The organism is Acidaminococcus sp. CAG:542, from assembly GCF_000437815.1.
In the GTDB taxonomy this organism is placed as follows: domain Bacteria; phylum Bacillota; class Negativicutes; order Acidaminococcales; family Acidaminococcaceae; genus Acidaminococcus.
Genome location: NZ_FR902020.1, coordinates 1 through 12774, shown reverse-complemented (window position 1 = coordinate 12774; position 12774 = coordinate 1). Strand labels below are relative to the sequence as shown.

The 12774-nt window shown below is 56.6% G+C and carries 13 protein-coding genes; 5 read left to right on the top strand and 8 right to left on the bottom strand.

Annotated elements, in window-relative coordinates; genetic code table 11:
* Window positions 1-311 precede the first annotated feature (311 nt).
* Window positions 312-1733 (top strand): [FeFe] hydrogenase H-cluster radical SAM maturase HydG, encoded by a 1422-nt coding sequence (gene hydG, locus QVO43_RS01000; protein WP_022486763.1) that lies wholly within the window; start codon window positions 312-314, stop codon window positions 1731-1733.
* 82 nt (window positions 1734-1815) lie between these two features.
* On the opposite strand, the gene QVO43_RS00995 is transcribed toward hydG, so the two are convergent.
* From QVO43_RS00995 to QVO43_RS00975, 5 genes are all read right to left on the bottom strand, one after another.
* Entirely contained in the window at window positions 1816-2598 is a 783-nt protein-coding gene (locus QVO43_RS00995) for a TPM domain-containing protein (RefSeq protein ID WP_022486762.1), read from the bottom strand.
* Window positions 2599-2628: 30 nt separating this feature from the next.
* Window positions 2629-3183 (bottom strand): LemA family protein, encoded by a 555-nt coding sequence (locus QVO43_RS00990; RefSeq protein WP_022486761.1) that lies wholly within the window; start codon window positions 3181-3183, stop codon window positions 2629-2631.
* Window positions 3184-3318: 135 nt separating this feature from the next.
* Window positions 3319-4569 carry a sodium/glutamate symporter gene (locus tag QVO43_RS00985; protein WP_022486760.1) on the bottom strand — a complete coding sequence of 417 codons (1251 nt, stop codon included), beginning with the start codon at window positions 4567-4569 and terminating at the stop codon, window positions 3319-3321.
* Between the two features lie 12 nt (window positions 4570-4581).
* Window positions 4582-5667: a 3-phosphoserine/phosphohydroxythreonine transaminase gene (gene serC, locus QVO43_RS00980; RefSeq protein ID WP_022486759.1), complete on the bottom strand. Its 1086-nt coding sequence runs from the start codon at window positions 5665-5667 to the stop codon at window positions 4582-4584.
* Window positions 5651-6916 carry a DUF1015 domain-containing protein gene (locus tag QVO43_RS00975; RefSeq protein WP_022486758.1) on the bottom strand — a complete coding sequence of 422 codons (1266 nt, stop codon included), beginning with the start codon at window positions 6914-6916 and terminating at the stop codon, window positions 5651-5653. Before QVO43_RS00975 ends, serC begins: the two co-directional genes overlap by 17 nt.
* Window positions 6917-7101: 185 nt before the next feature.
* On the opposite strand from QVO43_RS00975, the gene QVO43_RS00970 reads away from it, so the two are divergent.
* From QVO43_RS00970 to QVO43_RS00960, 3 genes are all read left to right on the top strand, one after another.
* Window positions 7102-7854, top strand: coding sequence for an AzlC family ABC transporter permease (locus QVO43_RS00970; RefSeq protein ID WP_022486757.1), 753 nt, complete (start codon window positions 7102-7104; stop codon window positions 7852-7854).
* On the top strand, window positions 7851-8174 hold the full coding sequence (locus QVO43_RS00965; RefSeq protein ID WP_022486756.1) for an AzlD domain-containing protein: 324 nt from the start codon (window positions 7851-7853) through the stop codon (window positions 8172-8174). The genes QVO43_RS00970 and QVO43_RS00965 overlap by 4 nt, the downstream gene beginning before the upstream one ends.
* A 168-nt stretch (window positions 8175-8342) precedes the next feature.
* Entirely contained in the window at window positions 8343-9746 is a 1404-nt protein-coding gene (locus tag QVO43_RS00960) for a radical SAM protein (RefSeq protein ID WP_022486755.1), read from the top strand.
* A 42-nt stretch (window positions 9747-9788) separates the two neighbouring features.
* Here the strand turns inward: QVO43_RS00960 and QVO43_RS00955 are convergent, their stop codons facing one another.
* Window positions 9789-10307, bottom strand: a complete 519-nt coding sequence (locus tag QVO43_RS00955) for a folate family ECF transporter S component (protein WP_022486754.1) — start codon at window positions 10305-10307, stop codon at window positions 9789-9791.
* A gap of 3 nt (window positions 10308-10310) precedes the next feature.
* Window positions 10311-11279 (bottom strand): agmatinase, encoded by a 969-nt coding sequence (locus QVO43_RS00950; RefSeq protein ID WP_022486753.1) that lies wholly within the window; start codon window positions 11277-11279, stop codon window positions 10311-10313.
* Window positions 11280-11478: 199 nt separating this feature from the next.
* On the opposite strand from QVO43_RS00950, the gene QVO43_RS00945 reads away from it, so the two are divergent.
* Complete coding sequence (locus QVO43_RS00945; RefSeq protein WP_022486752.1) at window positions 11479-12231, top strand: IclR family transcriptional regulator; 753 nt, start codon at window positions 11479-11481, stop codon at window positions 12229-12231.
* A 38-nt stretch (window positions 12232-12269) separates the two neighbouring features.
* On the opposite strand, the gene QVO43_RS00940 is transcribed toward QVO43_RS00945, so the two are convergent.
* Window positions 12270-12650 carry a RidA family protein gene (locus tag QVO43_RS00940; RefSeq protein ID WP_022486751.1) on the bottom strand — a complete coding sequence of 127 codons (381 nt, stop codon included), beginning with the start codon at window positions 12648-12650 and terminating at the stop codon, window positions 12270-12272.
* Window positions 12651-12774: the final 124 nt, after the last annotated feature.

Sequence of the window (12774 nt, the reverse complement as noted above, 5' to 3'; positions counted from 1 at the left end):
ACAGGATCGTGTAAGTACGAACAGAAATGATTATTGGGGTGAGTCCAAAATACAATTGAGTGAGAAAGACCTGGAAACTTTGACAACTGAATACAGAGAATGATCCCAGGAGCGGTAAGCTGGCTCCTGGGATCGTTGTTTTATGACCTTGCTTTTTTTTGTTCCACACGTTACAATATCCATAATCTGCTCCCTGCGTACAAGGTGAACCGAGTACTAAGGCAGTACAGGAACGAATCACAGGGGGAGCTGGGCCTTTTTCAGGCCGGGCTCCTTTTTTCTATTTCAGAGGGAGCGAAGGGGAGGAAAAAATGACCATACCGTACAATCCTGCATCTCCGAAAGCGGATGAATTCATCAACCACCAGGAAATCCTGGACACCCTGGCTTTTGCGGATAAGCAGAGCAAAGACCTGGACTACTGCCGGAGCCTTCTGGAAAAGGCCCGGACCCTGAAAGGCCTCACCCACCGGGAAGCTTCCGTGCTCCTGGCCTGCGAAGACCCCTCCATCCTGGAAGGGATCTATGACCTGGCCCGGGAAATCAAGGACAAGATCTACGGCCAGCGGATCGTGCTCTTTGCCCCTCTGTATCTGTCCAACTACTGCGTCAACGGCTGTGTGTACTGCCCCTATCACATGAAGAACAAACACATTGCCCGGAAGAAGCTCACCCAGGACGAAATCCGGAAAGAAGTCATTGCCCTCCAGGACATGGGCCACAAACGGCTGGCCCTGGAAGCCGGGGAAGATCCGGTGAACAACCCCATTGACTACATCCTGGAATGCATCCATACCATCTACAGCATCAAACACAAAAACGGCGCCATCCGCCGGGTGAACGTGAACATCGCCGCCACCACCGTGGAAAACTACCGGAAGCTGAAGGAAGCCGGTATCGGCACCTACATCCTGTTCCAGGAAACCTACCATAAAGAAAACTACGAAAAGCTCCATCCCACCGGTCCCAAACATGACTATGCCTACCATACGGAAGCCATGGACCGGGCCATGGAGGGAGGCATCGACGACGTGGGAGTCGGGGTGCTGTTCGGCCTCAATATGTACCGGTATGACTTTGCCGGCCTGCTGATGCACAAGGAACACCTGGAAGCCATGTTCGGGGTAGGGCCCCACACCATCAGCGTGCCCCGAATCCGTCCGGCCGACGACATTTCCGTCCAGTCCTTCCCCAACGCCATTTCCGATGCCATGTTCAAGAAGATCGTGGCCATCCTGCGGATCACCGTTCCCTACACCGGGATCATCATTTCCACCCGGGAATCCGCTGCCACCCGGAAAGCTGTACTGGAAGTGGGGGTTTCCCAGATCAGCGGCGCTTCCCGGACCAGCGTGGGGGGCTATGCAGAAGAGGAAGAAGAAGATTCCGCCCAGTTTGAAGTAAATGACAACCGGACCCTGGACCAGGTGATCAACTGGCTCCTCACCGACGGGTACATCCCCAGCTTCTGCACCGCCTGTTACCGGGCCGGCCGCACCGGGGACCGGTTCATGAGCCTGGCCAAAACGGGAGAAATCTCCAACTGCTGCCAGCCCAATGCCCTGCTGACCCTCCGGGAATACCTGGACGACTACGCCTCCCCGGAAACCCGCCAGAAAGGCATGGAAGCCATCCAAAAAGAACTGAACCACATTCCCAACCCGCAAGTAAGAGCCACCTGCGAATCCTATCTCCAGAAAATCGATGGAGGGGAACGGGATTTCCGGTTCTAATAGTAAAAAAAGGGTGTTGCACGTTGCGTGCAACACCCTTTTTTGTCAGCTGACCGTTGTCCAGGGGGCTGCTCCGCAGCCCCTACCAACTCCTGCTGGAGCCCCCGCCGCCTCCGGAGCCGCCCCCGTAGCTGCCGCCTCCGAAGCCTCCTCCGCCGAAGCCGCCGCCTCCGCGGCCGCCGCCCCGGAAGAAGAACAGGTAAAAGAGGAACCGGAACAGGGCGCCTCCCAAAAGCACCCGGTCCAGGAGAAACAGGATCAGGATCCCCAGGAGCCCGGCCCCTGCCATCAAGGGAGATATGGTCACACTGTCCCCCTGTTTGGCCGGCAGGGTCTTTTCCACCTGCAGGTCCTGAGGGGTAAGATTGTACTCTTTCAGCACCGTCTGGAGGATGGCTGAATAGGCATTCAGGATGCCCCGGTCATAATCCCCCTGACGGAAATAGGGCAGCATGGCCTGGTCCTGGATCCGTCCGGTGAGCCCGTCCGGCAGGGCGCCTTCCAGCCCATACCCTACCTCGATCCGGCTTTTCCGGTCCTGGACTGCCACCAGCAGCAGGACCCCGTTGTTCTTTTCCTTGTCCCCGATCCCCCACTGACGGAGCACCGTCAGGGAGTAGTCCTCCAGGGACTGTCCCCGGAGGCTGGGCACCGTCAGCACCACAATCTGGGCCTTGGTCTTTTGAGCCAGGGCCGTACTGTAGGCACTGATGGTGTCCCGGGTGCTCCGGGACAGGACCCCCGCCTGGTCCTGGACATAGATGCTGGATGTGGGCCGGGGCGGGACCTGGGCTGCCGCTCCTGCCTGGAGCGGGGCAAAGACCATTTGGCAGACCAGCACCAGAAGCAGCAGCAGCCGTTTCATAGGCCTCCTCCTTTCATGGTGTTCCCCCGGTTAAAACTTCACCTGGGGCGCCTTCTGGGCCTGGGGATCCGCCTTGAAATAGCTCCGTTCCTGGAAGCCCATCATCCGGGCCACCAGCACCGTAGGGAAGCTTTTGATCTTGGCGTTGTAGGCCTGGGCCGCATCGTTGTAGTCCTTACGGGCCACCGCCAGCCGGTTTTCCGTCCCGGCCAGTTCATCCTGGAGCTGGATGAAGTTGGTATTGGCCTTCAGCTGGGGATAGTTTTCGGAAATGGCCAGAAGCCGGCTCAAAGCACTGCTCAGTTCCCCATTGGCCTGGGCCGCTTCGCTGACGTTCTGGGCCCCTGCCAGTTTGGCCCGGGCATTGGCCACATCGGTGAACACCTGGCTTTCATGAGCGGAATATCCCTTCACCGTATTCACCAGGTTGGGGATCAGATCACTCCGCCGCTGGAGCTGGGTTTCCACCTGGCTCCATTTTCCATTGACATTTTCGTTGGCGGTGACCACCCCGTTGTAGGACCCGAAGATCCACCCGGCCAGCAGCAGGACCACCGCAAAGAAAATCACCAGACCTTTTTTCATCTGTCCGTTCCTCCTTGTAAAGAACTGTCAAAATTTCCTTCTCTACTCTGCATGGTATCCGATTTTTGTAACCCTGTCAATGTCAAAAAGTCAAACTTCTTGTGAATTAAGGGGGGTGCTGCTCAGCAGCACCCCCTAATTCAGATTCTCCACAAAAAGCTTGATCAACAGCAGGGTGTGGGGCTGATAGGCCAGATCGGCCAGGCAGGACCCCACCACCGGCACGATCAGGAAGGCTTTCCGGCTCATGCCGTACTGGTCCGCCAGCACCGTCATGTTCACCATGGCAGAGGGCACCGCCCCCAGCCCGTGGCCGCAGAGACCGGCGCACATCACCGCCGCATCGTAGTTGCTCCCCAGCAGCCGGAACACCACAAAATAGCACATGGTCAGCATGAAGGCCACCTGGGCCAGCACAATGAGCATGACCCCGCTGAGGATCCCGGCCATTTCCCACAGTTTCAGGGACATGAGCACAATGGCCAGATACAGGTTCAGCATAATTTCCCCGAAGGACCCCACCAGGGATTCACTGAACCGGTATACCTGGAACTTTTCATTCAGATTCCGGACCAGCACCCCCACAAACATGGCGCACACATAACTGGGGAAGGTCATGTTCAGCAGGATTCCCACCCCCTGGGCCAGCCATACCCCCAGGCCCATGCAGATCAGGATCACCGCCACATTGATCAGGATGTCCAGTTTGGCCATCTGCTGATGGGTCAGTTCCCTGGGCTTTTCCGGAAGGGGCTGGACCTCTTCCGTGTCTTCCGAATGGAGATGGTATTTTTCAATGAGGAAACGGCCCATGGGCCCTCCGCACATCACCGCTCCAATGAGCCCGAAGGTAGCGGCGGAGGCCCCCACTTCCATACTGGCGGGATACCCCATTTTCAGGAAGGTGCTCCCATAGGCCCCGGCGGCCCCATGGCCTCCCACCATGGAAATGGCAGAAGACAGCAGGGCATAGGCCGGTTCCAGGCCGATCACACGGCCTACGGTGAGGCCGATGAGATTCTGGCACAGGGAGATGAAGGCGGTGATCAGCCAGTAGACCAGCAGCAGTTTCCCGCCTTTGTTCACCCCTTTGCTGAAGGCAGACAGCTTGGCGCCCAGTCCCACCGCCGTAAAGAAGGAAATCATAAAGGGGATCTGGAACTGGGTATCGAATTCCATCTGGAACAGCCCGGTTTCGTGGCCCAGGAACACCAGGAGCATAGCCAGGGTGCCCCCTACCACCGGTGCAGGAAGGCAGTATTTCCGCAGCAGCCGGCTCTGTCCCTTCAGCCACACCCCCAAAAGCAGCATCACCGCTGCCAGGGAGGTGGTGCAGATGCCATCCGCCCGGATGGTCAATATTCCCTCTGACAGGGAAATAAACATGGTGTCACGTCCTTAGCGATTTTTCTTCCAGAAATCTTCCATAAAGTCCACCAGCTTCTGGACGCCTTCCAGCGGCATGGCGTTGTAGATGGAAGCCCGGATGCCCCCTACGGCCCGGTGGCCCTTCAGCCCTGCCATGCCGCAAGCCTTGGCTTCTTCCACAAATTTGCCTTCCAGATCTTTGGAGGGCAGGTTGAAGGTTACGTTCATCAGAGACCGGCTGTCCTTCTGGGCATGGCCCTTGTAGAAGTCCGGATGGGCATCCAGCACGTCATAGACCTTTCTGGCCTTGGCGATGTTCCGCTGTTCCACCTTCTCCAGGCCTCCCTGGTCCAGCAGCCACTGAGACATGAGATCCACCAGATAGATGCCGAATACCGGCGGGGTATTGTAGGTGGAATCGTGGTCCGCATAGGTTTCGTAGTTCATCATAATGGGCAGCTGGGGATCCCGTCCCTTCAGGAAATCCTTTTTGGCCATGACCACCGTGACCCCTGCAGGACCGATGTTCTTCTGAGCCCCGTTGTAGATCAGGGAAAACTTGTCCAGGGGGATGGGCCGGCTGAGGATGTCGGAAGACATGTCCACGATCAGGGGCACATCCCCCGTATCCGGATAGTCAAAATATTCCAGGCCTTCTGCAGTGCAGTTCCCGGTAAGATGGAGATAGGCGCAGTTGTCCGGCAGCACCAGTTCTTCCGGCCGGGGCACCCGGTCCAGGCCCGTGGCCTTGCTGCTGTACACTTCCACCGCATTCCCCACTTTTTTGGCTTCTTTGATGGCCTTTTCAGAGAAAGTGCTGGTAATGGCATAGGCTGCGGTCTTCCCTGGAGTCAGGAAATTCATGGGGACCATGGAGAACTGCAGGGTGGCCCCGCCGCCCATGAACATCACGCTCCAGCTGTCATCCATGCCCAGCAGTTTTTTGATATGGTCCTGGGCCTGGTCGTTCACTTCCTCGAAAAGGGGGCTCCGGTGGCTGATTTCCAGCATGGACATGCCGCTTCCCTTGTAATCCAGCAGTTCCCGCTGGGCCTGTTCCAGCACCGGCAGGGGCATCATGGAGGGCCCTGCCCCGAAATTAAAGATTCTTCCCATCTTGTTCATCTCCTATTAAGTGTACAGTCAGTGCGTCCCGGAGCTTTGGTTCAAACCAGGTGGATTTGGGAGGCATCACCAGTCCCTTGTCCGCTACCGTCATCAGCTGATCCATGGAAGTGGGGTACAGGGAGAAAGCCACGGTGGCATCTTCCCCGTCCACCGCGTCTTCCAGGGCACCCAGCCCCCGTACGCCTCCCACAAAGTCGATCCGGGGATCCGTCCGGGGATCGTCGATGCCCAGCACCGGTGCCAGCAGATTGTCCTGGAGGATGCTTACATCCAGGGAATGGATGGGGTCAGCGGTGGGATAGGTATCCGGTTTGGCGGTCAGCCGGTACCACTGGCCGCTGATATACATGCCGAAGGTGTGAGGAACCTGAGGTTCCACCGGCCGGTCGTCCTTTTCCAACAGGAAGTTTTCCTGGACCATTTCCAGGAACTTCTCTTCGCTCAGTTCTCCCAGATCCCGTACAACCCGGTTGTAGGGCAGGATATGGAGCATGTTGGAGGGGAAGATCACGGACAGCACGTAGTTGTATTCTTCCTTTCCGGTCTGACCCGGCCGTTTGGCCAGTTCTTCCGCCACCCGCAGGGCTGCGGCGCACCGGTGATGGCCATCGGCGATGTACAGTTCCGGCACCTGTTGGAACAGACGGGTCACTTCCTTCACCTTCAGAGGTTCGCTGATTACATACAGGGTGTGGCGGATCTTGTCATCCCCTACAAAATTGTACACCGGCGTATGGCTGCCCATGTATTCCAGCAGGAAGGCGGTCAAAAGTCCCTTGCTTCGGTAGGCCAGGAACACCGGCCCGGTCTGGGCTTTGGTGGACAGAATGTGATTCACCCGGTCCGTTTCCTTCACCTGGCGGGTCAGTTCATGGCGTTTGATGATCCCTTCTTTATATTCCTTCAGAGAGGCGGCAGCCACCAGACCGATCTGGATATAGGCCCCCATCTGCTGCCGGTAGATATAGTAGCAGGGCTGGGGATCCTGTTTCATCTGGCCTTTGGCCACATAGTCCTCCAGGTTTTCCCGGGCTTTGGCATAAACCCTGGGATCCGATTCTGCCACATTTTCCGGCAGATCCGCTTCCGCCCGGGTGACCCGGACGAAACTCAGAGGATTCTTTTTCAGGATATCCCGTGCTTCCTGGGTGCTCATTACATCATAAGGTAATTCAGCAATCTGACTGACCAGCTCCGGTACCGGACGGAGGGCAGCAAAAGGTCTGATTTCTGCCATAATTATCACTCCCGAATGATAGCTTTGATTTTTGGGTGCTTTTCGTAACAAAAGTCCCTCTGCAATATTGTGTCATAGGTTCATTATACCATATTTGCGTTTTTATAGTAAAAATTCGTAAACTGGTATATAATATGGGACAAAGAATTCTGTATCCATTATACATAGAAAGAGGGGTTTTGTTCATGGCTTATATTACACGGCGTGTACTGCAGAAAGACGCTCCCATTATCCTGGGGTACTGGGTGCTGGGAATGGCCTGCGGCATGTTGGGAGAAAAGGCCGGCCTGAATCCCTTCCATATGTTCATTATGAGCGTGCTGGCCTTTGCCGGCAGTTCCCAGTTCATCGGGATCGCCATGATGCTCCAGAGTGCCTCCTATATTTCCATTGCTCTCACCATCCTGATGGTGAACCTGCGGTATTCCCTGTTCACCTCCACTCTGGCTCCTCTGGTCTCTCAAAAATCAGGACTCTACACCGGGCTGTTCGCCTACGGCACCACCGATGAGACCTTTGCGGTGAACCTTTCTTCCTTCCAGGAAGGGCAGGACCACTGGACCCATGAAGAAGCGCTGGGCCTGGATATCCTCAGCATGGGGGTGTGGGCAGTAGCCAACGCCTTCGGCTGCTATGCCTCCCGGCTGATCCACCTGGATCTGTCCCTGGTGTCCTACATCCTGACCGCCATGTTCCTAGGGATCTGGTCCAACTACCTGAAGAACCGGACCATGGTGATCACCGGCCTGACTGCCGGGATCCTGGCTGTGGTGCTGTCCCAGGTGGTACCCTACAAGCTCCATATTGTGTTGGCGTCCCTGATCCCTTCCGGACTGGCCGCCTGGGTATACCTGAAGCATGAAAAGAAAATCCAGCCGGAAAAAGCGCCGGAAGTGGAAGAAGACTGCGGGCCCGTGGAAGGAGGCAGTGAAGCATGAACCAGACTTATATTCTCTGTGTAATCCTGATCATGGCCCTGACCGGCTTCCTGCCCCGGGTGATCCCCATGGCCATTATCCGGAAACATCCCATTCCCCACTGGTTCAAGGTGTGGCTGAATTTTGTGCCTCCGGCCATTTTCGGAGCCCTGGTGTTCCCGGATATTTTCCTGACAGAAGGCCGCCTGAACCTGTCCCTCCACAACATTCCCCTGCTGACCACCCTGCTGATCACTCCCCTGGTATTGAAGACCAAATCCCTGGGCGTAGCAGTGCTGGCCGGAGGCGGCGTGTTTGCGTTGTTGGAGCACTTTTTGTAAGGAGCTGTGAAGAAATGGATCCTCATTTCTTCACAGCTTTTTTTGTAACACCATGTTACACTTTTCTCTTTGTTTATTTTTTAATTGTGAAATTGATTTGTCTTTTTGACTTTTAATCTCCGTCTGCTATACTTATATCTGAAGTTGTAATGAAGGAGATGAGGGATCATGGAAAGCAAGCTGATCCATGATGCTGAACGGAAAGCCGTGGAAACGGTGGTTGATCATGTACTGTCTGTAAAAGATCCGGAAGAACGGAAGAAATCCCTGCTCCGTCTTTCCTATCTGATGGAGAAATTCTTTGGGAGCTTTTTCGCCCCTTCCTCCTTTGCCGGTGCCCGGGAACTGATTCGCCAGGACGGAAAATGGTGGAAGTTTGTGGAACGGGGCCTGGATACCCTGAATCCCCATATCCTGAAAACCGGGATCATGAATCTGGGTTTTGAATCGGGATTTTATGGACTGAAGACCCGGAAAGCCTGCCGGGAAAAATACCACTGCAACATTCCCTGGACCATCCTGTTCGACCCTACCAGTGCCTGCAACATGCACTGCATCGGCTGCTGGGCGGCGGAATACGGCCATACCCTGAACCTTTCCTATGAAACCATGGACAATATCGTGACTCAGGGGAAAGCCCTGGGGGTCCATACCTTCATGATGACCGGGGGCGAACCTCTGGTCCGGAAAGGGGATATCCTGAAGCTCTGCCGGGCCCATCCGGACTGTGAATTCCACGCCTTCACCAACGGCACCCTGATCGATGAGGATTTCTGCCGCCAGGTAGTGGACGTGGGGAACCTGAGCTTCTCCATCAGCATCGAAGGCTATCGGGAAGTCAATGACAGCCGCCGTGGCAAAGGTGATTTCGATAAAGTGATGCACGCCATGGCCCTTTTGAAGAAATACGGGATTTTCTTCGGGACATCCATCTGCTACACCCGGAAGAACATCGAGACCGTCACCAGTGACCGTTTCCTCCAGATGCTGGTAGACAACGGAGCCTGGTACAGCTGGTTCTTCCATTATATGCCCGTGGGCAACGAAGCGTCCCTGGATCTGCTGCCTACCCCGGAGCAGCGTGCCTATATGGTCCGGCGGATTCGGGAGATCCGCAGCAGCGAAAATCCCATCGCTCTGTTCCCCATCGACTTCCAGAACGACGGGGAATTCATCGGCGGCTGCATCGCCGGGGGTCGGAACTACTGCCACATCAACCCGGCCGGGGATGTGGAACCTTGTGTATTCATCCACTATTCCAGTGCCAATATCAACCGGGACGACCTGCTCACCTGCCTGCGCCAGCCCCTGTTCCAGGAGTATGCCAAAGGCCAGCCCTTCAATGAAAATCACCTGCGGCCCTGCCCCATGCTGGAAAACCCGGACTGCCTGAAGGCCATGGTCCATCGCTCCGGAGCCCGTTCCACCGATCTCCAGTCTCCGGAAGACGTGGATACCCTCTGCGGCAGCTGCCAAGCTTATGCCAAAGCCTGGGCTCCTATGGCTGCAAAACTTTGGAAGGAGATCCAGGAAAAGAAAGAAAAAGAAGAAATACCTTTAGGAGCAGATTGAAAAGATGGGTGTACTGCACAAGACGTGCAGCACACCCATCTTTTATTTTCCTAAGGGAACCAGATGTTTCTTCAATACCGGCAGTACCAGGCTCAGGATCCCGAACTTAATCACGATCCCGGCAGCGCACTGGAACAGCCGGAGAGTGGCCAGGTCTTTCCAGGGGACCTGGAACAATACCGTGAGCCAGAAGGTGTTCAGCAGCAGGCTGATGGCCACCTGGACCACCAGTACCGCCAGCAGGATCTGCTTTTTGCCGGTGCTCCGGCGGAAGCACCAGCCGTACACCGCCCCATCCAGGAAGCTGGACAGGGTGAAGCCGGGGAAATAAGCTCCCACCGGAAACAGCAGGGCTCCAATCAGATCCCCCAGGGCCCCGGTGATGCCGCCGGCCAGAGGCCCGCCCCACAGGGCAGCCGCCGCCACCGGCAGAAAGCTGAAGCCGATTTTCAGATTCCAGGTATGGAGAGACAGGAACCGGGCCAGGATCACCTCCATGGCCACACAGAACCCGATCATGGTGATCCACTGTCCGGGCCGCCTTTTCTGCAGCCCTGTCATGGCTTACTCCTGTTTCTTTTCCCGGGCCTTGGTGGCAAACCCCAGCATGTCAGAAATCAGCCGGGCCGCCAGATACCCGGTGGTGCCCCCCACATCGTCAAAAGGAGGGGCCACTTCCGTCAGCACCATCCCCACCAGTTCCGTATGGTTGGCAATGGCTTCCAGGATATCCACCGCATCGTCGTAGTTGAAGCCCCCAAACATGGGAGAACCGGTGGCCGGAGCGTACACCGCATCCATGGCATCGATGTCGAAGCAGAGCACCACTTTGTCCGCCGGCTGAAATTCGTCCAGGATGGCCTCGATGCCCTTTTTCCGCACGTCCCGGACGGAGTAGATCCCGTCCCCGTGTTCCCGGGCTTCCGCAAAGTCTTCCGGGCCGCTGCTGCCGATGCCCCGGATCCCCAGATGGAGGATCCGTCCCACATAGGGCAGGCTGGCCGCGTTCCGCATGGGAGATCCGTTGAAGTATTTCTGCCCGTCCAAAGGTTTGGTCCAGTCCAGATGGGCGTCAATGTGGATGATGTCAAACTTGCCAACCCCTTCCATGCCCTGGAGCATGGGGAAATCCACGGCGCAGTCCCCACCCAGGACCACCGGCATGGTGCCCTGGCTCTGGATGATCCGGACCGCTTCCCGGAGGTTGGCCATGGTACCCATCAGGTCCCCGGGGATATAATCCGCATCCCCGCAGTCCACCACCTTCCATTTGTCCGTATCCATGTAGAATTCTTTCCGTTCGGAATCGTAGGTGCCGCCTTTTTTGTAGGTAAACCGGGTGGAACCCAGACGGATGCCCCGGGGCCCCAGCCGGCAGCCGGTACGTCCCTGGATGGCCAGGTCAAAAGGCGCTCCCAGGATGGCGATATCCGCATTCAGGTTGTAAATATCCGGCGCCAGGTCGGTTTTGGCAAAGGTGGCAATGCCCGTAGGGGCCATATTCAAAGGTTTCTGCAGGCTGAAGTTGTCCATGTGCAATCTTCTCTTCTTTCTGTATGGGGGTTTCCCCTTCTCTTGGGACCATTATAGGAAGACCCCTCTGGGAAGTCAACGAAATCGGACACTATTTTGCAATACGGACACTATAACGAAACAATTTTCCTTGACCCTGTTTTGGGTTCTCCATATAATGAGGGAAAACAAGATCCATTGGGAAAGGAAGTTCAATGTTATGGCAGAAACCACACCGGCGGTCCATTCCGTCCTCCATGCCATCCGGATCCTGGAGCTGTATGCCGCCCAGCGCCGGGAAACCCTGAGCCTTACGGAAATCAGCAAAGCCCTGGGGCTCCACAAGACCACGGTCTACCGGATCCTCCGGACCCTCCAGCAGGCTGGATGGATGGAACAATCCGCCAAAACCGGAAAGTACTACCTGGGAACCGGGATCCTGCTGGTGGCTTCCGCCGTTTCCGTCCACAACACCTCCCGGGATCTGCTGTCGGAAGAAATGCACCGGCTGGCGGAAAAGTTCAACGAAACCGTGGTACTGTCCGTGCTCCTGGGCCATACGGGGATTTGTGCGGACCTGGCCAAAAGCCGGCACCGTCTGGGGGTGGCGGGAGAACGGGGCTACATCGTCCCTCTGCGCAGCGGCGCCACAGGCAAGACCCTGCTGGCCGCCCAGCCGGAAGAACTGCGGGAGCAGCTGCTCCAGGAACTGGAACCGGACCGGACGAAGCAACGGATCCTGAAGAACCAGCTGCTGAAGATCCTCCAGGACGGATACTGTATTTCGGAAGGAGAAGTGGACCAGGGGGTGGCCGCCATCGCCATGCCCCTCCATCTGAAGGATAAACGGTTCGTCCTGACCATTTCCGGTCCAGTGGACCGGCTTCGGGCCATCACCTACCCGGTGCTCCGGCAGGGACTGGAAGAAACGGTAACCCGGCTGGAGCGGAAAAGTGCATTGTTGGAAGAGTGAAAAAGGGGGCTGTTGCCCATGGCAACAGCCCCCTTTTATCACTTGCACGCAAAAGCTTCGATTTCCACCAGGGCCCCTTTGGGCAGAGCGGCCACTTGGAAGCAGGCACGGGCCGGGCATACGCCGGTGAAGAAGGTGCCGTACACTTCGTTCATGGGACCGAAATCGGCAATGTCGCTGAGAAGCACTGTAGTCTTCACCACATCCTCCATGGTGTAGCCGGCGGCTTCCAGGATGTTTTTCACATTGGTCAGGGACTGGCGGGTCTGGGTCACAATATCTGTCCCGGCAAATTCACCGGTAGCCGGGTCGATGGGGATCTGGCCGGAAACATACACGGTCTTGCCGGACGCTTCGATACCCTGGGAATAAGGTCCGATGGCACCGGGGGCTTTGGGAGTTGCAATCTGTTTGTTCATGGGAAAAACCTCCTTAAAAGTTGGGATAGGGGTATTATACCATGGAAAAGGGGCTGTTGCATGCGCAACAGCCCCTTAGTCGGAAGTCAGGAGTCTGAAGTCGGAAGCCTCAGGACAGGATCCG

Excerpts from the sequence above, each read along its gene's own strand:
- QVO43_RS00940 (WP_022486751.1), bottom strand. The coding sequence starts at position 12,650 with ATGAACAAACAGATTGCAACTCCCAAAGCCCCCGGTGCCATCGGACCT.
- QVO43_RS00985 (WP_022486760.1), bottom strand. The coding sequence starts at position 4,569 with ATGTTTATTTCCCTGTCAGAGGGAATATTGACCATCCGGGCGGATGGC.
- hydG (WP_022486763.1), top strand. The coding sequence starts at position 312 with ATGACCATACCGTACAATCCTGCATCTCCGAAAGCGGATGAATTCATC.
- QVO43_RS00965 (WP_022486756.1), top strand. The coding sequence starts at position 7,851 with ATGAACCAGACTTATATTCTCTGTGTAATCCTGATCATGGCCCTGACC.
- serC (WP_022486759.1), bottom strand. The coding sequence starts at position 5,667 with ATGGGAAGAATCTTTAATTTCGGGGCAGGGCCCTCCATGATGCCCCTG.
- QVO43_RS00955 (WP_022486754.1), bottom strand. The coding sequence starts at position 10,307 with ATGACAGGGCTGCAGAAAAGGCGGCCCGGACAGTGGATCACCATGATC.
- QVO43_RS00945 (WP_022486752.1), top strand. The coding sequence starts at position 11,479 with ATGGCAGAAACCACACCGGCGGTCCATTCCGTCCTCCATGCCATCCGG.
- QVO43_RS00950 (WP_022486753.1), bottom strand. The coding sequence starts at position 11,279 with ATGGACAACTTCAGCCTGCAGAAACCTTTGAATATGGCCCCTACGGGC.
- QVO43_RS00960 (WP_022486755.1), top strand. The coding sequence starts at position 8,343 with ATGGAAAGCAAGCTGATCCATGATGCTGAACGGAAAGCCGTGGAAACG.
- QVO43_RS00975 (WP_022486758.1), bottom strand. The coding sequence starts at position 6,916 with ATGGCAGAAATCAGACCTTTTGCTGCCCTCCGTCCGGTACCGGAGCTG.
- QVO43_RS00995 (WP_022486762.1), bottom strand. The coding sequence starts at position 2,598 with ATGAAACGGCTGCTGCTGCTTCTGGTGCTGGTCTGCCAAATGGTCTTT.
- QVO43_RS00970 (WP_022486757.1), top strand. The coding sequence starts at position 7,102 with ATGGCTTATATTACACGGCGTGTACTGCAGAAAGACGCTCCCATTATC.
- QVO43_RS00990 (WP_022486761.1), bottom strand. The coding sequence starts at position 3,183 with ATGAAAAAAGGTCTGGTGATTTTCTTTGCGGTGGTCCTGCTGCTGGCC.